Origin of the sequence: uncultured Fretibacterium sp. (assembly GCF_963544685.1) — a bacterium.
Taxonomy (GTDB): domain Bacteria; phylum Synergistota; class Synergistia; order Synergistales; family Aminobacteriaceae; genus CAJPSE01.
In genome coordinates this window covers 1-20,930 of the sequence record NZ_CAUUGJ010000034.1, presented here as the reverse complement: position 1 = coordinate 20,930, position 20,930 = coordinate 1, and the positions used below count along the sequence as shown (strand labels likewise).

The 20,930-nt window shown below is 63.1% G+C and carries 19 protein-coding genes, 1 tRNA gene, 1 pseudogene and 1 riboswitch; of the genes and pseudogenes, 12 read left to right on the top strand and 9 right to left on the bottom strand.

Going from position 1 to position 20,930, the window contains the following annotated elements:
* The 4 genes and pseudogenes from ABLA28_RS04990 to ABLA28_RS04975 all read left to right on the top strand — a co-directional run.
* Positions 1-265 (top strand): annotated as a pseudogene (locus ABLA28_RS04990) (hypothetical protein); the annotation flags it as partial.
* Positions 265-942 (top strand): lipid-binding SYLF domain-containing protein, encoded by a 678-nt coding sequence (locus tag ABLA28_RS04985; protein WP_314717637.1) that lies wholly within the window; start codon positions 265-267, stop codon positions 940-942. The pseudogene ABLA28_RS04990 and the gene ABLA28_RS04985, both read left to right, overlap by 1 nt.
* A 143-nt stretch (positions 943-1,085) precedes the next feature.
* On the top strand, positions 1,086-2,006 hold the full coding sequence (locus tag ABLA28_RS04980; RefSeq protein WP_347712749.1) for a GGDEF domain-containing protein: 921 nt from the start codon (positions 1,086-1,088) through the stop codon (positions 2,004-2,006).
* A 61-nt stretch (positions 2,007-2,067) separates the two neighbouring features.
* On the top strand, positions 2,068-2,649 hold the full coding sequence (locus tag ABLA28_RS04975; protein WP_347712748.1) for an ankyrin repeat domain-containing protein: 582 nt from the start codon (positions 2,068-2,070) through the stop codon (positions 2,647-2,649).
* A 615-nt stretch (positions 2,650-3,264) separates the two neighbouring features.
* On the opposite strand, the gene ABLA28_RS04970 is transcribed toward ABLA28_RS04975, so the two are convergent.
* The 5 genes from ABLA28_RS04970 to ABLA28_RS04950 all read right to left on the bottom strand — a co-directional run bounded on the left by ABLA28_RS04970 (position 3,265) and on the right by ABLA28_RS04950 (position 9,691).
* Positions 3,265-3,471, bottom strand: coding sequence for a hypothetical protein (locus ABLA28_RS04970; protein ID WP_347712747.1), 207 nt, complete (start codon positions 3,469-3,471; stop codon positions 3,265-3,267).
* An 856-nt stretch (positions 3,472-4,327) separates the two neighbouring features.
* Positions 4,328-4,403, bottom strand: a tRNA-Ala gene (locus ABLA28_RS04965).
* 241 nt (positions 4,404-4,644) lie between these two features.
* Entirely contained in the window at positions 4,645-6,030 is a 1,386-nt protein-coding gene (gene lpdA, locus ABLA28_RS04960; RefSeq protein WP_347712746.1) for a dihydrolipoyl dehydrogenase, read from the bottom strand.
* A gap of 28 nt (positions 6,031-6,058) precedes the next feature.
* On the bottom strand, positions 6,059-8,338 hold the full coding sequence (locus tag ABLA28_RS04955; RefSeq protein WP_347712750.1) for a PBP1A family penicillin-binding protein: 2,280 nt from the start codon (positions 8,336-8,338) through the stop codon (positions 6,059-6,061).
* Positions 8,339-8,497: 159 nt separating this feature from the next.
* The gene (locus ABLA28_RS04950) at positions 8,498-9,691 is read right to left on the bottom strand and encodes a DUF3798 domain-containing protein (protein ID WP_299300269.1); all 1,194 of its coding nucleotides are present in this window, start codon (positions 9,689-9,691) and stop codon (positions 8,498-8,500) included.
* Positions 9,692-9,914: 223 nt separating this feature from the next.
* Positions 9,915-10,008: riboswitch (THF riboswitch) on the bottom strand.
* Positions 10,009-10,269: 261 nt separating this feature from the next.
* Between ABLA28_RS04950 and ABLA28_RS04945 the strand changes: the two genes are divergently transcribed.
* The 5 genes from ABLA28_RS04945 to ABLA28_RS04925 all read left to right on the top strand — a co-directional run bounded on the left by ABLA28_RS04945 (position 10,270) and on the right by ABLA28_RS04925 (position 14,736).
* On the top strand, positions 10,270-11,298 hold the full coding sequence (locus ABLA28_RS04945; RefSeq protein WP_314717588.1) for a membrane dipeptidase: 1,029 nt from the start codon (positions 10,270-10,272) through the stop codon (positions 11,296-11,298).
* Positions 11,295-11,762, top strand: a complete 468-nt coding sequence (locus ABLA28_RS04940; RefSeq protein WP_347712745.1) for a DUF1850 domain-containing protein — start codon at positions 11,295-11,297, stop codon at positions 11,760-11,762. The genes ABLA28_RS04945 and ABLA28_RS04940 overlap by 4 nt, the downstream gene beginning before the upstream one ends.
* Before the next feature lie 53 nt (positions 11,763-11,815).
* Complete coding sequence (locus ABLA28_RS04935) at positions 11,816-13,765, top strand: TRAP transporter permease (protein WP_347712744.1); 1,950 nt, start codon at positions 11,816-11,818, stop codon at positions 13,763-13,765.
* Positions 13,766-14,048: 283 nt separating this feature from the next.
* Entirely contained in the window at positions 14,049-14,339 is a 291-nt protein-coding gene (locus tag ABLA28_RS04930) for an OB-fold nucleic acid binding domain-containing protein (protein WP_299300266.1), read from the top strand.
* 109 nt (positions 14,340-14,448) lie between these two features.
* The gene (locus ABLA28_RS04925) at positions 14,449-14,736 is read left to right on the top strand and encodes a DNA-binding protein (protein WP_299300268.1); all 288 of its coding nucleotides are present in this window, start codon (positions 14,449-14,451) and stop codon (positions 14,734-14,736) included.
* A gap of 79 nt (positions 14,737-14,815) precedes the next feature.
* Here the strand turns inward: ABLA28_RS04925 and tpx are convergent, their stop codons facing one another.
* The 4 genes from tpx to ABLA28_RS04905 form a co-directional block, all read right to left on the bottom strand.
* The gene (gene tpx / locus ABLA28_RS04920; protein WP_299300768.1) at positions 14,816-15,328 is read right to left on the bottom strand and encodes a thiol peroxidase; all 513 of its coding nucleotides are present in this window, start codon (positions 15,326-15,328) and stop codon (positions 14,816-14,818) included.
* A gap of 101 nt (positions 15,329-15,429) precedes the next feature.
* Entirely contained in the window at positions 15,430-15,690 is a 261-nt protein-coding gene (locus ABLA28_RS04915) for a hypothetical protein (RefSeq protein WP_299300771.1), read from the bottom strand.
* A 144-nt stretch (positions 15,691-15,834) separates the two neighbouring features.
* Entirely contained in the window at positions 15,835-17,202 is a 1,368-nt protein-coding gene (locus tag ABLA28_RS04910; protein ID WP_347712743.1) for an FAD binding domain-containing protein, read from the bottom strand.
* An 89-nt stretch (positions 17,203-17,291) separates the two neighbouring features.
* On the bottom strand, positions 17,292-19,181 hold the full coding sequence (locus ABLA28_RS04905) for a molybdopterin cofactor-binding domain-containing protein (protein WP_347712742.1): 1,890 nt from the start codon (positions 19,179-19,181) through the stop codon (positions 17,292-17,294).
* Here ABLA28_RS04905 and ABLA28_RS04900 point away from each other — a divergent pair.
* The 3 genes from ABLA28_RS04900 to yqeB form a co-directional block, all read left to right on the top strand.
* Positions 19,159-19,314 carry a hypothetical protein gene (locus ABLA28_RS04900; protein ID WP_347712741.1) on the top strand — a complete coding sequence of 52 codons (156 nt, stop codon included), beginning with the start codon at positions 19,159-19,161 and terminating at the stop codon, positions 19,312-19,314. The genes ABLA28_RS04905 and ABLA28_RS04900 overlap by 23 nt on opposite strands.
* Positions 19,315-19,477: 163 nt before the next feature.
* Positions 19,478-19,633, top strand: coding sequence for a hypothetical protein (locus ABLA28_RS04895; RefSeq protein ID WP_347712741.1), 156 nt, complete (start codon positions 19,478-19,480; stop codon positions 19,631-19,633).
* A 553-nt stretch (positions 19,634-20,186) separates the two neighbouring features.
* The coding region (yqeB, locus tag ABLA28_RS04890; protein WP_347712740.1) for a selenium-dependent molybdenum cofactor biosynthesis protein YqeB at positions 20,187-20,930 on the top strand (744 nt) is incomplete at its 3' end.

The following is a 20,930-nucleotide window of genomic DNA, read 5'->3' as shown; positions in this document are numbered from 1 at the left end:
ACGGCGCCGCATTCGCGGTCTGCCCGCGAGCCGGGCCGACCTGGTTCTGGCCAGCTCGTGCATTGTGCTGTGCGCGCTGGAGGCGTTGGGCGCCGGATCCTTTACCGTGAGCATCAATGGGCTCCGGCATGGGCTTTTGGTTCAGATGTTCGAGTCCGACGGGCTTCTCCATTCCGACGGACTCCCTCGTCCGTGCGCGGCGGCGTCCCCGTCGGGGGCGGGAAGCGGCGGAGAGGACGATTGTGAGAGAAAGGCGGCGAAGTGATGCGAAAATTCCTGGGTGCGGTTCTGGTCCTCATGACCTTCGCGCTGAGGGCGTCCCCTGCTGCGGCGGCGTCCCCGGAGTCGTTGATCAGGGATTCCGTCGATGTCCTGAGGGCGATGCTCAATCAGGACGACACGCGGGACATGGCGGATGTCGTCGAGGGGGCCCATGCCGTCGCCTTCGTGCCCTCGATGGTCAAGGCGGGATTCATCCTTGGCGGGGAGTATGGCGAGGGGCTGATCCTGCGCAAGGAGAAGGGGAAATGGTACGGCCCGAGCTTTTATAACCTGGGGGGCGGCTCCCTGGGACTCCAGATCGGGGCCCAGAAGATCTCCCTGATCCTCGTCGTGACGAACGAGAAGGGAGTCGAGGCCTTCCTGAGCAGCAAGACCAAGCTCGGCGGGGACGTGTCGGTGGCCGCCGGGCCCGTGGGGCGGCGCGCCGAGGCCGCGACGGATGCTCAGATGAAGGCGTCCATCTACAGCTATTCCATGACGAAGGGGCTCTTCGCCGGGGTCTCCCTGGAGGGATCGGTCATCAGCATCAGCGTCAAGCGCAACGAGGAGTACTGGAAGAAGAAGATCAGCGCGGCCGATGCGCTTCGGAAACCGGCGAACGACAAACGCATTCGCCCCCTCGTCGAGGAGTTGGGACGCTTGGCCAAAAGGGCGAGATAGCATTCCCCCGCAGACCTCGGGGCAGGATCGGCGGGGGCGTTTGGGGTTGTGTAAGCGGTCCTGCAGCCCTCTGCTTTGGGGCGACGGGTCGGATTTCAGGAGGAGGGGACGATTTGCAGCGGGACCGGCAAGGAGGAAAAAATGTGAAGTCTCTGTTACCTTCTCCTCAGGAGCGCGTTCTCCTGGATGGGCTCCTCAGCGGGGTGTGCTTTCTGAATACGGAGCGCCTGATCACGTACTGGAACGACGCGGCCGAGTTTTTTCTGGGGTACCGCGCGGAGGACGTCGTGGGGAAGCCTTGCTGCGATTGGATCAGTGGGACGGATCTGAACCTCGTGTCCTTCTGCAGCTGTCAGGGCTCCCTGGAGAGCTGCATCCCCGCGTCCCCGATTTCCGGAACGGTCCCTATCGTGACGAATCTGCGCCACAGGGATGGGTATTGGATCCCCCTCGAGCTGAGCTCTTTTCCCCTGTTGGGGCGGAAGGGAAAGGTGGTCGGCGCGGCCCTGGTCTTCGGGTCCGTCCGGGAGTCCAGGGACCTCGAGAACCGCCTCTCGGAGATGAGCCAGATCGCCTACTGCGACGCCCTGACGAACATCCCCAATCGCCGCTATCTCGAGGAGAAGCTCCAGGAGGCCCTCCGGCTTTGGGAGGAGGAGCGGAGGAGCTTCGTCGGCGTCATGTGCGACATCGACTTTTTCAAGAACGTCAACGACTCCTACGGCCACGACGTAGGAGATGAGGTGCTCAAGGAGGTGGCCCGCGTCCTCTCGCACAAGCTGCGAGCTTCGGACGTCGTGGGGCGCTGGGGCGGGGAGGAGTTCCTCATCCTGTTGAAGAACATCTCGGCGGAGGACCTGGTGCGCCGCCTGGACCGTCTTCGGGAGGCGATCGGCGCTACCGTGATCCAGTCCGGGATGGTGGAGGTCCGTGTGACCATGTCCTTCGGCGCCACGGAGCCCCGCAAGGGAGAGACGTCGGCCTCCCTGCTCTCCCGGATGGACGACTGCCTCTACCGAAGCAAGCGCGAAGGTCGGAACCGGGTCACGTTCGAGCCGGCCTGACGGGGCTCATGCCGTATCGGCTCGTAGAATTCTTGTGGATGCGAACGGAGGAGAATTGAGAATGAAAAACGGAGCTCGTTTTGCCCTGGCGGCGATCCTGATGCTTTTTATGGCGGCGGGGGCCTTGTCCGCCGAGAGGTCGGACTTTCTCCACCTCGCGCACTTCGGGACGACCGCTCAGGTGCGCGCGGCCCTGAACCGGGGGGCGAACGTCAACGTGCGGCGCGGCAACGGCTCCACCCCTCTGGTGGAGTCGGTCTTCAACAAGGATATCGGAGTGTTCCCCCTGCTGCTCGAACGGGGTGCGGACATCCATGCGCGGGACCGGGACGGCGCCACGCCCCTGATGATCGTGGCCCTGTACGGCAAGGACCTCCTGAATCAGCTCAGGATGCTGATCGATGCCGGGGCCGACGTGAACGCCCGGGCCGACGACGGCCGGACGGCGTTGATCTACCTCTGCATGACCTCCCTGATCCACCCGCAGCCTGCCCAGGCCGTCGGGCTGTTGCTGGACTCCGGAGCGGACCCGTCCATCGTCGACGACTCGGGGAGGACCGCCCTGGAATACGCCCGGCGCAACCGGGGGCTGATGAACGATCCGGTGATCGAACGCCTGGAATCGGCACGGGTCGGGATCTGACCTTCGTCCCCATGGCCTGACGGCATAGCCGAAGTACGGGCCGAAAAAGGGCCGCTCCCGTCCCAAGGACGAGGGCGGCCCTTCGTGTCGAAAGGGGAGGGATTGGGGCTCAAGTTCATACTGAACCATGGTTAAACAAGAGCCGGAAAGAAAAAATTATTGGGACGCTGCGTTTATGGAGGACACCCCGGACAGCTTGGCCCCCTTAGACCACAGTTCCGCTCCTTGGGCCACAGTCTGCCCCGGCAAGATGAGCGAACGAGATCCCGAAAGGCAAAAGGCCGGATGTCGCAAAAGCTTATGAAGTGGCCCACAAAATGGGCGACTCCGTGTCCTGTGGGTCAGATTGTGGGCCGTTTGTGCTTGGGGTGTAGCCTATCAAGGTAGACTTTCATGGAGTAAAGGCAAAAGAAAAAAACGCTTGGCAGCGGGCTTTTTGGAGAATCTTGGATATTCATAAAAAGAGGATGGTGGAGCTAAAGCACCGGTCCCGATACTCACGACTCAATAATTCAGAAATAGGGGCAACTTGCTGCCGCCCCTATGCTTTCAAGATCCCCAAAGGGATTGTGAGTGGAAACGCGGATACCCCAATTTAACCCCGCAAAGCTCACCTTATCCAGATGCTATCTTCGCCCTCTTTCTGGGCTCCAACGGCTTAAGGGGACTCATTTTCAGGTTGAACTGCCTGATTATCGGCTCATTCTGTGCACGAAAATAAGCAACTTCCTCCTCCGGGGTCATATCTTTGATTCTTTCATAGATTTTCAGACGTATTACATCCAGCTCATCCTCTATCGGGTTAGATGTCCGGTTGTTCATGGCGCAAAACCTCCTTCGCAGTACAGATGACCACCCCTCCATACCCTTCGGTATTATTGACATTGGTTGTCAATATCCTGGTCTTATCTCGATTGATATGTCGGAAATTATAAGAGACCACACAGTCCAATTTATAAACAGATGCAGCTGCAACGTGCAAACTGTCGAGACGGTACGAACTTGGAATGATTTCGGTCTTCAAGTAAATCTCAGCCAACCGAGCTGCTTCGGACGTAGATTCCAAGACAGCTATTCCATATTGTTCTATAAGGGATAGCATGGCACTCCGTTTGGGTTCTGGTGCTTCCCTTAATTCATCTGTCACATACCATGAGGCATACCCTTCATACCGCCCAGCACCAATGGCCTCAAACAGTCTGACGACATCCTCATGTCCGTCTCTGTCCGTATCGAAGTAGTAGTTGAAAACTGTCGTCTCCAAGTACAAGCGTAATTTCCCGATTCTCATCATCTCCTACATACACATATTTTACCTCAGGCTACTGCGTACAGTTCATCTTTACACCATAAGAGGGCTCTATTCGAATCCCACATCGTCTATCAAGCCCATGACTCTATCCTCCTCCGAAGCGAAACGTATCGGAAAAGCAAGGTCCATTGAAAATCATGTATGGAAGCTCCTTCAGGCATTCCTCTCCTGCAACCTCACCTGGTTTGTAAACAACCCTTGATTTGCCTAGACGTAGCTTTCTGATACCAATCATTTCTTTTCGAATCCCTGCCCCTTCATAAGCTCCGCTCACGAAATAACAAGGGCGTTTCCCCTTGATATGAGGGAAACGCCCTTTTCTCTAATCTTTTCATCGACCGCTTAATTTTCGGTCGAGGGTATCCATGGTGGAGCTAAGGGGATTCGAACCCCTGACCTCTTGAATGCCATTCAAGCGCTCTCCCAACTGAGCTATAGCCCCATTGCACAACGAGGAGTATTTTATACGCCAGATTCGATCTTGTCAATAAAAAGAGGAATCTCATCGGGCAATCGTTATCGTTCGAGGCCGAAAGCGGAGATTGCGTGGAGCGCGTATCGTAACGACGGGACCCTATCGGCATTATCCGCAGCGTACGGTGTTCCCTTCATGCAGACAGGGCGTTGAAAAGACGCTGAGCGACAGGGTTCCCGTCGTTTGTTCGCTCGATCCGGAATCGAGATTATGCCTTGGGCGTGTGGATGCCCTGCCCAAACACGTTGGCCGCGGCCTCCAGCATGGACTCCGAGACGGTGGGGTGCGCGTGGATCGTGTGCAGAATGTCCTTCGGCGTGGCCCCGAAGTGCAGCGCCAGCGCGCCCTCCGCGATCATGTCCGTCGCGGGGCCGCCGACCATCTGAACCCCCAGGATTTTCTTCGTCTCCTCGTCGGCTATGACCTTCATGACGCCGCTCGTGTCTCCCGTGATCATGCTCTTGCCGTTCATCATCAGGGGGAAGCGCCCCACCTTGACCTTCAGTCCCTTTTGGGCCGCCTCCTTCTCCATCAGCCCCACGGTCGCGATCTCCGGGGACGTGTAGATGGCGCCCGGCGTCGTGGTGTAGTCCATCTCGACGGGCTGTCCCATGATGTTCTCGACGGCCACCTCCCCCTCGCGGGAGGCAACGTGGGCCAGCATGTAGTCGTTCACGCAGTCGCCGATGGCGTAGACTCCCTTGACGTTCGTCTCCATGTGGCGGTCGGTGACGATGCGTCCGCGCTTCATCTCGATGCCGAGGGCCTCGATCCCCAGTCCCTCCGTGTAGGGCTTGCGCCCCTTGGCGACCAGAAGCTTCTCCGCCTCCAGCTCCATGGGCCCGGAGGGGGAGGTCAGCTCCAGCTTCAGCCCCTCTCCGGAGCGCGTCACCCGCGTGATGCTGGTCCCCGTATGGAAGCTCACGCCCTTCTTCTCCAGGTTCTTGCGCAGGATGAGGGCGATGTCCGTGTCCAGGTTGCGCAGGATCTCCGGGGACGTGACGACGACGGTGACGCGGGTCCCAAAGGAGGCGTAGGCCGCCGCGAACTCCATGCCGATGATCCCGCCGCCCGAGACGACCATGGACTCGGGGGGGGCGGACAGGGAGAGGGCGTCGTCACTCGTGATGACCCCCTCCAGATCGTAGCCGGGGATGTCCGGAACGTCGGGGACGGAACCCGTCGCGATGAGGATGGCGTCGGCCTCGTAGACCTTGCCGTTCACCTCCACAGATCTGGGGCCCTTGAGGACGGCATGTCCCTCCACGTATTCGACCCCGTTCCCCTTCACGAGGTCCAGGGTTCCCTTGGAGAGGCGCGAGACGGTCAGAGTCTTTCGCTTCATCAGAGCGTTCCAGTCCAGCCTGGGGTTGTCGGCCAGCACACCGATCCTCTTCGCCTCGGACTTGAGCTCGTTCAGAAGCTCCGCCGTATGAAGCAGGACCTTGGTCGGGATGCACCCGACGTTGAGGCACGTCCCCCCGATGGCCTTTTTCTCGATCAGGGTTACCGAGGCGCCCAGGTGGGCGGCGTGGACAGCGGCGACGTAGCCCCCCGGGCCCGCGCCAATGACGACGATTCGTTTTGCACTCATGTTCGACTCTCCTCCTTGCAGGTTTTTGTCATTCTATCCCGTATTCCTTGAGAAGCTTCTGATAGCGGCTCTCGATCTCCTCCGCCGGACTGGGGTCCTGGCGATAAGGCGCAGGCGCGTCGGGGATATTCTCGGGATCGATCGAGGGCGTCTGCTGTTGCGGGGCGGACGGGTACTCGGGCTGCTCCGGAACGAGGTCGTTGTCCTGTTCGATCAGGAAGAGCCTGGGCCCCGTCAGGTCCTCCTCGGCATCGGCATAGCCGCCCCCATGAAGGGGACACCTTGCGCTTGGCGCCTTTCCTATCGGCAGGTACAGGGGGACGCCGGGACAGCCCGACGCGGCGCGGTAGCCCGTCGTCCGGCAGATCGAGACCTTTTCGGTCTCCACCCATGCCGGAGGCGGATCGAACTTCGCCGGGGTGTTCTGCTTTTTCACGGCGTATTCCATGAACGTCTTCCAGGCCGGGGCTGCGGCGATGCCGCCCACGCTCCCCCTGCCCATCGAGGTGTGGTCGTCCTTGCCCACGTAGACGGCCGCCGTCAGCCCGGGGGTCCCGCCGACAAACCAGGCGTCGATGAAATCGTTGGAGGTCCCGGTCTTGCCGAACGTCTCCACCTTGGGGACGGAGGCCCTCGTACCGGTCCCCGCGCGGACGACGTCCATCAGCATCGAGCGGAGCGCGTACGCGGTCTCCGGCTTCATCGCCTGGAGGGCTTGAGGCTCGCGCGACTCCAGAAGCTCGTCGTTGGGGCCGCGGATCTCGCGTATCGTGAGGGGGACGACCCTTTTGCCCCCGTTGTTGAAGCAGTTGAAGGCCACGGCCATCTCCAGGGGGGTAACGCTGGCCGCCCCGAGGGCGACCGAGAGGTCGTTGGGGAGGTAGCGCGATTCGATCCCCATGTTCCGCGCCATGGTCACGACGGGGTCCGTGCCGATATAGGCGGCGACGCGGACGGCCACGGTGTTGTACGAGCTCGTCAGCGCCTTCTGCAGGGTGACCTCGCCCGCATACTGCCCGCTCGAGTTCTTCGGGGACCAGCTGCGTCCCCGGCCCCCGCGGTTGGCGAAGGTGATGGGCGCGTCCATGAAGTGGTCGCCGGGCATGATGTTCTCCTCCAGCGCCGCTGCGTATACGATGGGCTTGAAGCTGGAGCCGGGCTGGCGGTAGGCCTGGGTCGCGCGGTTGAACTTGCTTGTCTTGAAGTCCTTGCCGCCCACGAGCGCGAGGACCTCCCCCGTCTCGGACGTCATGCACACCAGGGCGCCCATCGCCTTGAGGGACTGGACGGCCTCCTGGGCCTTGATCTGGAGGTCGATGTCCAGGGTGGTGTAGATCTTCAGCCCTCCGCTGTAGACCGTGTCCTTGCCGTACTTGGGCAGGAGGTCGTTGAACAGAAGGTGCGAGACGAAATAGGGGGCCCGGTTGAACTCCTCGATCCGGTTGGCGAGCTTGCGGAACTCCAGTTTTTCCTCGTAGGCCTGCTTCCGCTGGGCCGCGTCGATCCAGCCCAGGGCCTCCATGCGCCCCAGGACGTAATTCTGGCGGTTTTTCGCGTTGTCGAGGTTGCTCAGAGGATTGTAGCGTCCTGGGTTGGCGATCAGGCCGGCCAGGATGGACGACTGCGCGATGTCCAGCTCCGCCGCGGGTTTCCCGAAGTAGGTGCGCGCGGCCGTCTCCGCGCCCCAGGCTCCGCGCCCGAAGTTGATGGTGTTGAGGTAGAGCTCCAGGAGCTTGTCCTTCGAATAGAGCTTCTCCATGCGCATGGCGATGATGATCTCCTTGGCCTTGCGGGCGATGCTCCTCTCCTGGGACAGGAAGAGGTTGCGCGCAAGCTGCTGGGTGATGGTGCTCGCTCCCTGGACCTTGCCCTTCTCCACGATGTCGATCCAGAGGGCCCTCATGATCGACCCGATGCGGATGCCGCCATGCTGATAGAAGGAGGAGTCCTCGGCCGCGAGGACGGCCTTGACGAGCCACGGCGAGATCCGGTGCAGCGGAAGCGGGGTCCGGTTCTCGATGAAGAGCCTTGCGATCACCTTGTCGTTGCGGTCGTAGAGAACGGAGGCCACGCTGCTCTTGGGGTTGGCGACGTCGACCATCGTGGGCAGGTCCGCCGATATCTTGACGACGTACCAGGCGACGCCGGCGCTCGCCAGGCCAATCAGCAGCAGAATGAGAAGAAAAAGGAGCAGGAACAGCGTGCCCAGGACCGAGCGTCTCCTTTTTTTCTTTTTTCTCGGTTGCGGGCGGGGAGGGACGGCATCCCGTGGTGTACCGCCGTAGGGATATCGGGATGTATTTTTCATCAAGCGATAAGCCTCCTAAGGTATACAAAACCTGAACATCCTTTTGGAGGACGTTCCACCTTATTATCTCATCTTTTCGTTCATTTTGCCCCGATTCCCCTCGATCCGGCCGCAACATGCTCCTTCGTTGTACCATGAGCCCTTTGCCTGGCGTTCGTCTCAGCGCCGCTGCGCGTCGGCGCCGTCGCTCCGCCTGGGGAAGGCCCCGATCCGAAAATATTTTTCCGGCACCTTCGTCTCCGTGATACCGAAGTAGCCGCGTCCCAGGATGTAGATGTCCTGGTTGACCAGCACCACATTTTTCAGACGAAGGCCTGTCCCCGCATCGACATAATGTATGGCGCTCCAATGGGCGCCCGGGGTGTGAAGCTCGTAACACGCGCGCAGATCGGTTAGGCTTTCGAGACGCGCCTTGCCTTCGATGCAGCGTTTTCCGAACTCCGCCAGGGCGACGACGTTCGTGTAGTCGTAGGAGAACGCCCCTGTCCCGATGCGGCCCCCCGCGCCGGCCTCCACCACGAAACGCTCCACCTTTTTCAGGATGGCGGGCCAGTTCCCCTTTTCCCTCGAGAGGTCTATTCCCAGCGCTCCCGGCAGCCCCATGATCGGAGAGAACAGGTCGACCACGTAGCCCCCCTGCTCGATGACCCGCGTGAGCATGGGCTCGATATGCGTGTAGTTGGTGCACAAAAAGGCCGTATCCCTGCCGTATTTTTTCAGCCAGACGGGCATCTTCTCCAGGATGAACTGCTGGGCGCCGGCCACCCCGACGTCGCTGAGCGGGTCGGGCGCCGACTCGGCGTAGAAGGAGAGCCCAAGGTCCCGGCAGGCCTCCTCCATGATGGCGCGCCTGCGCCCCAGGGTCTCGAAGCTCATGTGACGCGGAAAGGAGATGTGGACGAAATTTTTGGCCCCGACCTCCTTGGCGGCCAGGGGGATCAGGTAGCCGCGGCTGAAGCTGTCCGCGTTCACCACCAGATCCGCGGCGGAGGCAACGACGTTCAGGTCCTCATGGGCCTCCCCGACGAAGAGGAGGATGTCGGGGCGCCGTTCCCGGACGCGGCGGAAACCCTCCGTCGTCCCGGGGATGCCGTGACTGACGACGATCGCCTTCATCTTGGGGTCATCGGCAAGCCCCACAATCTGGCCGATGGTGGTCTCCATCTCGGAGATGAACTGGTCGGGATAGGTCACGTGGAGGATCATGCCTCCATTTTCCGCGCTTCCATAGCGGTTGATCAGGCTCTCCGCACCTCGGAGGGAGTCCTCGGCGGCGGAGACGGTCCCCGTCATGAGCCCGATGTGAAAATCGGCCTGTGCGAGGGCGGGCTCCGAAAGAGCGGTGAGGAACATAAGACCGGCCAGCACAAAGGACGCCAGAGCGGAGAGCGATGGAGCGAAAAACGATGGAACGAAGGACGAAATGAGGGAAGGAAGGAATCCGAGGAAACGGGCGGAAATGGCGGGGAATGCGGTACGGATATTTTTCATGACGATCACCTCATCATCGATGATGAAGGCGAACAAAAAGAGCACTGTCCTCGACAGCGCTCCGCGATGAGTGAAACACAACCTCAACAGCGGACGCAGCTATGCACCGTACGGTCTCCCGTTTCGTTCCACGGCGACATCCCATCCGTGGACACTTGACGCACACAGCTTACTCTGTTTGCAGCCTACAATGAAACTTCGTTCATTGTATTGACGGCGCCGAGGTTTGTCAAGGAAAACATACCCCGTGCACCGGGGGCATGATGGTGCCGGGACTTTCGGGACGCCGCTGCCCCCGGCATGGAGGGGAACCGGGAACCCCGGAGCGGAGGCCCGCCAGAGGGACGTTTTTTGCGTTTTCCCCTTCAATGCCGTATACTTTTGGCGATTTCAATCACTCGAGGTGTCCTCGAATCCCTGTATTCGGAGTGTGATCTTTCGTGTCCGCCATCGTCGTCGATGCCCATTACGACCTTCTGATGGACGTCTCCCGTCTTCGCAGAAGAGGGGAGACCCGCGTCATAGAGCGTTTCTATCTCGACGACCTGCGTGCCGCGGGGGTCAACGTGCTGGTCTGCTCGCTCTTCGTCGCAAGCGAATACATCCCCGAGATGGCGCTGCGCGAGGCCCTGAGGCAGATAGGCAACCTCCATGCCGAGATGCGGGAGTCCCCGGGGCTCCTCGCGCTCTGCCGCACGGCCGAGGAGGCTCGGCGTGCCGTGGAGGAGGGGAAGCTCGCTCTCTTCCTGTCTTTCGAGGGGGTCGACCCCCTGGGCAGCGACCTCCAGCTTCTCTCCGTCTTCCACGAGCTCGGCGTGCGCCTTGTGGGACTTGCCTGGAGCCGCAGAAATGCGGCGGCGGACGGCTGCCATTTCCGCCCTCTCGAGGAGGGGACGGTCGGCGGCCTGACGTCCTTCGGCGTCGCCCTTCTGCGGGAGGCCGACCGGCTGGGGATGATCGTGGACGTCAGCCATCTGAACGACGTCGGGTTCCGCGACGTCCTGCGCTTCTTCAACGGACCCGTGATCGCCTCGCATTCCAACTGCCGCGCCCTCTGCGGCGTCGCCCGCAACCTGACGGACGAGCAGATCGCGGCCCTGGCCTCCCGGGGCGGCGCCATCGGGCTCAACAACATGGTCCATTTCGTGTACGCCGGTGAGGATGACAGGCCGGGATGCCCCGAGGCCGTGGCCCCGAAGCTCCCGCCCATTCCGGAGGGGAGGCCGCGCTATGCGGGGCTGCTCGACCATGCCCGGCATATCGTCGAGGTCGCCGGAGAGGATCACGTGGGGTTGGGCCTCGACCTCTGCGAATTCGCCCTCCCGGAGGGGGAGCGCGTCAACAGCGTGTTCCCCTCCTACAGGCATGTGGCGCCCTTCGTCGAGGCGGTCCGCCGGGAGTTCCCGCCCCGGGCCGCGGACAAGCTGTTGGGGGGCAACTGGATGCGCGTCCTCGAAGGGCTGCGGTGAGGTCTCGCTGGGCGCTTGGGGGGATTCTCGTCCTGTGGTGCGGCGCGCTCGTCCTGGCCCTGGATGCGCTGACGCCGCGGGTCTCGCTTTGTGACAATGAGGGCAGGGCGCTTTGCTCCTTCCCTCTTTATCCCGGCGAGTCCTTCGAGACGGAGTACATTCACTCCGTGCAGCTGTGCCCGGTGGTCGACCGTTATTATGCGGACGGTCGAAGGCTGTGGCTCTGGGAGGAGCGCACCCAGTCCACCAACGCCGGGCTCCCCACGGAGGCCCCCCCGCGAGGGCGCTTCGTGCACGATCCGCCCTGGTACCGTTACATCGGGGGAGGGCGGTCCTTCGAGTCCATCGTCCTGAGGGTGGGGGACGCGCGTTTTGGACGAAATACCCTGACCCTGCCCTCCGGCGAAGTGCTGCCGCTTTTCGAGCTCTATCCGGGGCGTCGCCTGGTCCTGCGCGTGCAGTGAAGCGACGGCGCGACCCGGTTTTGAAGAACTGGACCTCCGAGGAGGGGAGATACTTGGCAGAACGGATTGTGAGCAACGCCCCCGGCGATATCGATGTGGAGGAGATCAAGAGGCGGTACGACAGCGAGTCCCGTTTCCGTTCCCCGTCGGACTGGACGGGGAGGATGATCTCCGTCATTGCGGTGATGATGTCCCTGTTCCATCTCTACACCTCGGCCTTCGGCCTGCTCAAGGAGATGTGGCAGCGCCCCATTCACCTTTGTTTTGTCCTCGTCCTGGTCTTTCTTCTATATCCCGCGACGTCCCGAAGTCCGAGGGACCGCATTCCCTGGTACGATTACCTCTGGGCGGCGGTGGGGGCCTTCGTGACCCTTTATATGGCCGCGGAGTTTTACGGCTCCATGCTGGCCCGGGCCGGGATGCCGAACACCCTGGACCTGGCCGTAGGGCTCCTGGGCATCGTCGTGGTCCTGGAGGCGACGCGGAGGGTCTCCAACCCCATCTTGCCCATCATCGTGATCGTGGCCCTCGTGTACTGTTATTTCGGACGATACGCTCCGTCGCTGTTCCAGCATCGCGGGTACAACTTCTACCGCATCATCAACCACATGTACCTGGGGACCGAGGGGGTGTTCGGGACGCCCCTCGCCGTCTCCGCGACGTTCGTCTTCATGTTCATCCTGTTCGGATCCATCGTGGAGCAGACGGGGCTCGGCAGGTACATCATCGACCTGTCCATGGCGCTGGCCGGCTGGTCGGCCGGCGGCCCGGCCAAAGTCGCCGTCGTCAGCTCGGGGATCATGGGCACGATCTCGGGCTCCTCGGTCGCCAACGTCTGCACCACCGGGATGTTCACCATCCCCCTGATGAAGAGCGTGGGGTACCAGCCCCATTTCGCCGGGGCCGTGGAGGCCGTCGCCTCGACCGGAGGGCAGATCATGCCGCCCGTCATGGGGGCGGCGGCCTTCATCATGGCCCAGACCATGGGGATATCCTACGTCGAGGTGGCGTTGGCCGCGGTCGTCCCCGCACTTCTCTATTACATCGCGGTCATCGTCCAGGTGCACTACGAGGCCACGCGCCTGGGGCTCAAGGGACTGCCCAGGGAACGATTGCCGCGCCTGCGGACGCTCCTTTGGGAGCGCGGACACCTGCTGATCCCGCTGGCGGGGATCATCTATTTCCTCGTTGCCGGCTACACGCCCCTTCAGGCGGCCTTTCGGGGAATCATCCTGACGCTCGTCACCTCCTATTTCCGCCGCGATACGTGGCTGACCCCGGCAAGACTATGGGAGGGCCTGGAGAACGGGGCGCGCGGAGCCTTGGGGGTGGCCTGCGCCTGCGCGACGGTGGGGCTGATCATCGGGACGGCGACCCTGACGGGATTGGGGCTGAAGCTGGCCCACGCCATCGTCACTCTGGCGGGTGGCAGCCTGCTGCTGACCCTGATCTTCACCATGGTCGCCTCGATCTTCCTGGGCATGGGGCTTCCGACGACGGCCAACTTCATCGTGACGAGCACCATGGCGGCGCCGGCTCTCATTCAGCTGGGCATTCCTCCCATGGCGGCCTATATGTTCGTGCTCTACTTCGGCATCGCGGCGGACCTCACGCCGCCCGTCGCCCTGGCGGCCTATGCGGGGGCGGGCATCGCCCGCGCGGATGCCTTCAGGACGGGGACGACGGCTACAAAACTGGCCCTGGCGGGCTTTCTGGTCCCCTACATCTATGCCTATAACCCCATACTCGTCCTGGTGGACTTCGAGCTTCTGCCCTTCGCCCTCGCCGTGACCACCGCGCTGATCGGCGTCTTCCTGCTGGGGATGTCGACGATAGGGTTCTTCAAGGCGCCGATCTCCCTGGACCTGCGCGTCCTCGCCCTGGCCGGAGCCCTGGGGCTGATGATCCCCGGATGGAAATCGGATCTGGCGGGGTTCCTCGTGCTTGCCTTGATCTGGGGGGTCCAGTCGTGGAAGGAGAGGCGTGCGTCCAGGGCATCCTGAGCCCGTCCTCCTTCATGATTCCGCCGCATCGGACGGCTGCAGGGTCGAAGTCGGTTCAGCCTGTACGACAGCGCGCCCGATCCTCGATAAAGCCGCCGCAGCCCGTGGGCTTCGGGCTCCACAGGGAGGCTTTCGGTTTGCCGCTTTGCGAGGTAAAATGAGGACGGAATGCTTTTCCCGCGGTGGTACCGCCCGGCCGTTCGATGGGGCCGGGGGCTGAGTGAGGGCGTTTTTGATATCGCTTTCTTTTCCGGGAATCCTACTTAAGAAGAGGTGAAGCGTAGTGGTGCAGATCGAAAACAGCGTCACGGTATCGGGGTTGCTGCATTTCATCAAGGGCGATAAAAAGGAGCGGAAGTATTTCCCCTTCTCCATCAGACATGAGAATCTCTGGACGGATGGGACCGTCCGCAAGGACTTCCTGACGGTGCGCGCCTTCGTTCCCGAGGTGCAGAAACAGTTGAAGGAGCTGGACGAGGGAGCCGCGATCAAGGTGGAGGGCGTGCTGCGTGCCTCGCGTGGGAGCGGCGACATGTATCTTTCCGCAGAGCGGCTGGAGGTTCTCAGCCAGTGACGGGACGCCCTTGAGAGAGGGCGCCTTTCGATTTTTTACGGATTGTATCGAGTGCGTTATGGATGGCTTGGCCGTCCCGGCACGAAATGACGGAAAGAGGGTGTTTCCTTTGAATTGGGAGAACAGCGTGCGGGTCTCGGGACAGGTGCACCTCCTCAAGGGACGGACGGAGGGGGAGACCGGGACGGGAAAATACGTACAGTTCGCGGTTCGTCAGGACAACCAGGATCCGGACGGTTCCCCGCGCCGCGATTTTCTGGTGGTGCGGGTCTATGACGACGCGTTGAGGGACGTCCTGAACGGGAAACAGGCCGGGGACCCCGTGGTCGTGGAGGGGACGCTGCGCTCCTCCCGGGGGAGCGGCGTCAATTACATCCGCTGCAAATCGATCCTTTAGTTTGAACGAACGAGGCGGGCCCTACAGGGACCCGCCTCGCGGCCTCCCCGCCGAGGCGGCGAAGGATTTTTCCGAATGCCTAAAGCAGGGAGTTCAGGGCCTTGATCGCGTCCTCGTAGTCCGGCTCGTTCGTCTGCTCGGGCACGATACGGACGTAGCGGATCACGTCGTCCTTGTCGATGATGAAGATGGAGCGCGCCAGAAGGCGAAGCTCCTTGATCAGCACGCCGTAGGCCGTCCCGAAGGAGGCGTCCCGATGGTCGGAGAGCGCCATGACGTTCTCGATCCCCGCCGTGGCGCAGAATCGCTTGACCGCGAAGGGCAGGTCCATGCTGAGGTTGATCACGACAACCTTCTCCGGCTGTTTCGCCGCGTCCTCGTTGAACCAATGAAGCTGCAGATCGCAGACCGGGGTATCCAGCGAGGGCGTCACGGATATGACCTTGATCTTGCCCTTGAAGTCCTTGAGCGTTTTGGGGGCGAGCGACTCGTCCAGAACCGTAAAGTCGGGAGCCTTGTCCCCCGCCTTCAGCGCAGGCCCCACAAGGGTCAGCGCGTTGCCCGCCATCGTGATAACTCCAGTTCGTTCCATCGAGTACCCCTCCTCATTCACCATAAGGTTCACGACAATCGCAATAAGAAGCGCAACAGTAAAACAAGAGAGAAAACGTGCCTGGCGGAGCGGCCTTGCCTTCATTCGCCGCAGCACCCCCCGCTGCAGCCCGAACAGCCGCCTCCGCAGCCGCCGCTCCTCCATGCATTGACCACGGGGACGAAGACGTCCAGTATCTCCGGAATCTGGTCCGCGCCCTTGTCCGTGCTCGCGATGTCCAGCATCTCCATGATGTCCTCCGGGGTCTCCGCCCCGTCCATGATCCCCTGGACGACATCCCGCAAAGTCGTACCTTTTTCCTCGCAGACGACGGTCGTAGCCGAAGCCTTTACCCAGTCCATACGGCGAACCTCCTCTAATTTGTGGGCGGGGACACGCCCCCGCCTGACCTTTTAATTCCGACCTCCATTGTACACTATGAGGCGCTCCATCGCAAAGGCGGGGGAGTCGGGAGTTCTACGGAAAAAATGCCCTCCGCACGGCGATCAGGAGCCCTTCGATACGATCTCCTCGAAGAAGCGGCGCACCAGGTTGCCGGTGATCTTCTTGCGGTAGGCGGTCTGCTTTCGCGGGCTGATCTCCTCGGCGGCCAGGTCCCCGGCCCTTTCGATGAGGGCGGCGTCGAAGGTCTTCCCCATGAGCGCCTCCTCGGTCCGCTTCAGGCGTCTGGGGATGGGGGACATGCTGCCGGCCGCGAAGCGCAGGACCCTGACCCTGTTTTGTTCGAGCTCCAGATAGGAGGCCAGGGAGACGCGGGAGAGGGTCAGGGCCTTTCGGGACCCCCTTTTGAAGAATGCCTGCCGGGAGCCCGGGGCGGGTAGGGGGATCAGGATTTCCTGGACGATCTGATTGGGCTTCAGGGTCGTCTGTCGATATCCGGTCACGAAATCCTCCGTCCTCATGCGTGTCGTTCCATCGGCTCCGGCCAGGAGGACGAGGGCGTCGAAGGCCAGCAGCACGACCGGCAGGTCTCCGGCCCCGCTGGCCGTGCAGAGATTGCCCCCCACGGTGGCCCGGTTTTGAATCGCGGGGCCGCCGCAGCGCCGGGCGCAGTACGCCAGGGCCGGGAGCAGTTCGTTGATCAGGGGACTATTGTCCAGCTCGTCGTTTGTGACGCTGCCCCCGATGTGGATGTAGCCGTCGTCCCCCTTGTAGATCCTGTGGAGCTCGGGGATGCCGAAGATGTCGATGGCCCGGTCCGCCGTCGTGCGCCCGCTCCGCGTGTCCACCAGGATGTCGGTGCAGCCGGAGAGGATCAGAAGGCCGGGGTGGTCGTTCAGGATCCTCAGGGCCTCGTCGAGGGTCTTCGGGGTGAAGTAGCGCCCGGCCTCGCCCTCCGTGAAGACGGGGCTCCTGCTTTTGCAGAGGTTGGCGGCCGGTTCTATTCTGTGTCCGTAGCCCTCGCTCGCCGCGCGGGCGACCGCGCCGCAGATGGAGCCGTAGCCGGTGCAGCGGCAGATGTTGCCCGAGAGCTCCCGGCGAATCTCGTCGTCGTTCGGCTCGGGGTTCCTCTCCAGGAGGCTGTGGGCCGCCACGATCATTCCGGGCGTACAGAACCCGCAGTGGATGGCCCCCTCCTCGTTGAAGATGACCTGAAGGTCGCTCGGTCTCTCCGGGGTCCCGATGCCCTCGATGGTCGTGATGCTGCTTCCGGCGGCCTGGATGGCCGGGACGAGGCAGGAGGTCACCAGCCGGCCGTCCATGATGACGGAGCAGGCCCCGCATTCCCCCTCCCCGCAGCCCTCCTTGGTCCCCGTAAGGCGCAGGTCGTTTCGGATGATGTCGATCAGCCGTGTCATCGGCTCCACGTCGGCCGAGCGCAGCTCCCCGTTTACGGTCAGTTCTATGTGCATCGTCTCGTCTCTCCCCTTGTCCGCGGATATCGGTTCGGATGGAACCTCCCCCAGTTGGAACCTCCCTCAGCCGGAGCCTCGAGCGGACCTCAATGGGCCACGGCCTCGATCCTCTGATTCGCCTCCAGCAGCTCGAAGAGATATTCCCCCGTCGCCGGAGCCCGCTCCGCAAAGACGTCGAGTGCGTTGTCCAGCGCCGACAGAAACGCCGGGGCGCTGCCGTTGCAGGGAAGCTCGCCCATTCCCTTGGCTCCGAACCCCCCGGCGGGGCAGGGGTCCTCGATCGTGTCGATCGTCCACCTCGGCGTATCCAGCGTCGTGGGGACGAGGTAGGAACTCATGTGGGCGGCGCTGTAGGCCCCGTCGGGCCGGACGGTCAGGTCCTCGATGTGTGCCCACCCCAGGCTTTGCAGCACCCCGCCCGCAAGCTGCCCGGCGGCGAGCACGGGATGGATGACCCTCCCGATCTCCGCCACGGCGGTGGTGTGGATGGGGTTGGCCTCGTAGGTATCCATGTCGACCTCCAGCTCGACGACCGTGGCGAGCCAGGAATAGCCCTTGTAGGCATCCCCCGAGAAGCCTCGATCATCCCATGGATTGGCCGTCGGCGGCCCTTTGTAGGTCCCCTCGGCGGACAGCTCACCGCGCCGGGCAACGCAGGCGGAGGCGGCGTCGAGAATGGACAGGGATCGTCCCCCGACCGAGAACGTGCCCTCTTCGAACGCGATCTCCGAGGCCGGGCAGGCGTTCTCGTCCGACAGGAACCCGGTCAGCTCCCCGATCAGGTTTTGGCAGGCGTCGTGCGTCGCCGCCCCCACGAACATCGTCGTCCGGGATGCGACGGTGGGGCCGCTGTTGGGGACGTGGTTCGTGTCGGCGGGAGGGGCGGTGACCCGATCCAGCCCAACGCCAAGCGTCTCGGCGGCCACCATGGGCAGGATCGTCGCCGAGCCCTGCCCCATCTCGACGCTGCTGGCCAGCACCAGAAAACGGCCGTCCCGGAACTCGACCCGGACGGTCGTGCCCATGTTGTCCTCGCCGCTTCCGGTGAATCCGCCTCCGTGCATGACGATGGAGAGCCCGATGCCGTGGCGGATGCGCTTGTTTTGGGCCCTCTCCGCCTCGTAGCGGGCCCTTTTCTCCCGGTAGTGGGAGAGCTCCGCGGCCCGCAGCAGGACGGCCTCCGCACTGGCGCCGGACTCGAGGCGCTGATTGAAGGGGAAGAGATCGCCCCTGTGGATCAGGTTTTTGAGACGGAGGTCCAGCGGGTCCATTCCCAGCTTCATCGCGGCCCTGTCCATCTGGCGCTCCACGGCGAAGAAGGCCTCGGGAGCCCCGAAGCCCCGAAAGGCCCCGGTTGGCGGGGTGTTCGTGGCCACGGCGCGTCCCCGGATCTTCACGTTGGGGACGGTATAGGCTCCCGCGGCGTGCAGGGTGGCACGCTGCAGCACCACCCGGGTCAGGGTGGTGTAGGCGCCGCCGTTCAGGAGCAGGTCGATCTCCATCGCCGTGATCGTCCCGTCCTTTTTGAAGCCCGTCCTGTGATAGACCCTGGAGGGATGGCGCTTGGGGGTGGCCTCGATGTCCTCCTTGCGGTCGAGGACCAGCTTGACGGTATGGCCGGACTTGAGAGCCAGAAGTCCGCACCAGACGGCCATCATGGAGGGGTAGTCCTCCTTGCCGCCGAAGCCTCCGCCCGTGACGGGCTGACGGATCAGGACCTTCCCCTCGGGGACCCCCAGGGCCTGGACCACGGCGTTGTGCACGTAGAAGGGACACTGGAGGGACGGGATGATCTCGAGGGTTCCGTCCGGATGGGGAATGGCGGCCGCGCCCTGCGTTTCGAGGTACATCTGTTCCTGAAGGCCGGTCTCGTAGGTTCCCTCGATGATAAAGTCGGACTCGGAGAATCCCTTTTTGACGTCGCCGCAGTCGACGTGATATTCGTCCAGGATGTTGTCCTCGCCCCAGACCTTCACCCTGCCCTCGAGCCCCTCCTCCATCGTCAGCGCAGCGGGAAGCGGGTCGATCCTGGGGCGGACCGCCGCGAGCGCCGCACGGAGGGTAGGCTCGTCGGGCGCGGCGATCAGGGCCAGGACCTCCGTGACGTAGGTGACGCGCTTCTCCGTCAGGACGGGGAATGGCGGCCGCGCCCTGCGTTTCGAGGTACATCTGTTCCTGAAGGCCGGTCTCGTAGGTTCCCTCGATGATAAAGTCGGACTCGGAGAATCCCTTTTTGACGTCGCCGCAGTCGACGTGATATTCGTCCAGGATGTTGTCCTCGCCCCAGACCTTCACCCTGCCCTCGAGCCCCTCCTCCATCGTCAGCGCAGCGGGAAGCGGGTCGATCCTGGGGCGGACCGCCGCGAGCGCCGCACGGAGGGTAGGCTCGTCGGGCGCGGCGATCAGGGCCAGGACCTCCGTGACGTAGGTGACGCGCTTCTCCGTCAGGACGGGGTAGTCGTCACGCACGATGTGCACGAAATTTCTGCCCGGGATGTCCGCAGCGGTGAGAAAGACGACCCGCGACCAGTCGAAGGCGGGGTCCTTGTCGAACCCCGTGAGGATCCCATGAGGGACGGGGGAGCGGACGAATCCCCCAAGCCAATGCCCCGGCAGGTCGTAGTCGTTCACGAAGCGGGCCCGCCCCGTAGCCTTCTCCATCCCGTCCAATCTTGGAACGGAGGTGCCGATGATCTTGAATTCGGACAAATTGGAATCCCCCTTTTTTCACGGCTGCCCCAGCCGGCGGTAGCGCGGCGGCGCCGGAGAAAAGCGGCTCTGCGCCGCATCCCCCCTTGCGGACCGGAGCTGTGGAGCCAAAATCTTTCAGGCGAGTTCCCCTCTCGATGTTCTATAATCTATTTTACCGGAGATCGCTGCGTTTGCGCTCGTTTTTCGCTGGAAATGCTGCGGCGCTCTCTCCGGGTCCCTGTCTCTGTTTGGAACATCCGGCGTGCACGCGATGCGAGGGGGTGGGCGCGATGCCTTTGGCGGTAGTCCGCGGCGGGGGGGATCTGGCCACCGGGGTGATCTACAGGTTGTGGAGGACAGGCTTCCGGCTGCTGGTCCTGGAGACGGCCCGCCCCATGGTGATCCGTCGTCCGGTGTCCGCGGCCCAGGCGATGTTCGACGGCAGCCACGTCGTCGACGGCATGGAGGTCCGCCGCATCGCGTCGGTCCGGGAGCTCCCGGACGACGGGGCCGTGGGGGTCCTTGCGGACCCGCGGGCCGATTGTCTGGAGGTGCTCAGGCCCGACCTGCTGGTCGACGCCATCATGGCCAAGCGGAACTGCGGGACGAGGCGCGGCATGGCGCCTCGCGTCGTCGGGCTGGGGCCGGGGTTCCGCGCCCCGCGGGACGTCCATGCGGTGGTGGAGACCCTGAGGGGACACGACCTGGGCCGGGTGATCCTGAAGGGGGAGGCGGCCCCGGATACAGGGGTCCCGGGCGAGATCGGCGGGGCGACGACGGACCGCCTGGTCCGGTCCCCGGGCGACGGCTTCCTGGAGCCCCGGTCCGAGATCGGCGACCTCGTCGAGGCCGGTCAGGCCCTGGGATTCGTGGGCGGCAAGCCGGTCGTCGCGAGGATCGGAGGGGTGCTGCGCGGCCTGATCCATCCGACGGTCCCCGTGAGGGAGGGGATGAAGATCGGGGACGTCGACCCCCGAGCGGTCCGGTACCATTGTTTTTCCATATCGGATAAGGCGCTCTCGGTCGGCGGGGGC

What these genes read in the sequence shown, in the direction of transcription:
- ABLA28_RS04985 (WP_314717637.1), top strand. Translation starts at nt 265, where the DNA reads ATGCGAAAATTCCTGGGTGCGGTTCTGGTCCTCATGACCTTCGCGCTG.
- ABLA28_RS04975 (WP_347712748.1), top strand. Translation starts at nt 2,068, where the DNA reads ATGAAAAACGGAGCTCGTTTTGCCCTGGCGGCGATCCTGATGCTTTTT.
- ABLA28_RS04970 (WP_347712747.1), bottom strand. Translation starts at nt 3,471, where the DNA reads ATGAACAACCGGACATCTAACCCGATAGAGGATGAGCTGGATGTAATA.
- lpdA (WP_347712746.1), bottom strand. Translation starts at nt 6,030, where the DNA reads ATGAGTGCAAAACGAATCGTCGTCATTGGCGCGGGCCCGGGGGGCTAC.
- ABLA28_RS04955 (WP_347712750.1), bottom strand. Translation starts at nt 8,338, where the DNA reads ATGAAAAATACATCCCGATATCCCTACGGCGGTACACCACGGGATGCC.
- ABLA28_RS04950 (WP_299300269.1), bottom strand. Translation starts at nt 9,691, where the DNA reads ATGTTCCTCACCGCTCTTTCGGAGCCCGCCCTCGCACAGGCCGATTTT.
- tpx (WP_299300768.1), bottom strand. Translation starts at nt 15,328, where the DNA reads ATGGAACGAACTGGAGTTATCACGATGGCGGGCAACGCGCTGACCCTT.
- ABLA28_RS04915 (WP_299300771.1), bottom strand. Translation starts at nt 15,690, where the DNA reads ATGGACTGGGTAAAGGCTTCGGCTACGACCGTCGTCTGCGAGGAAAAA.
- ABLA28_RS04910 (WP_347712743.1), bottom strand. Translation starts at nt 17,202, where the DNA reads ATGCACATAGAACTGACCGTAAACGGGGAGCTGCGCTCGGCCGACGTG.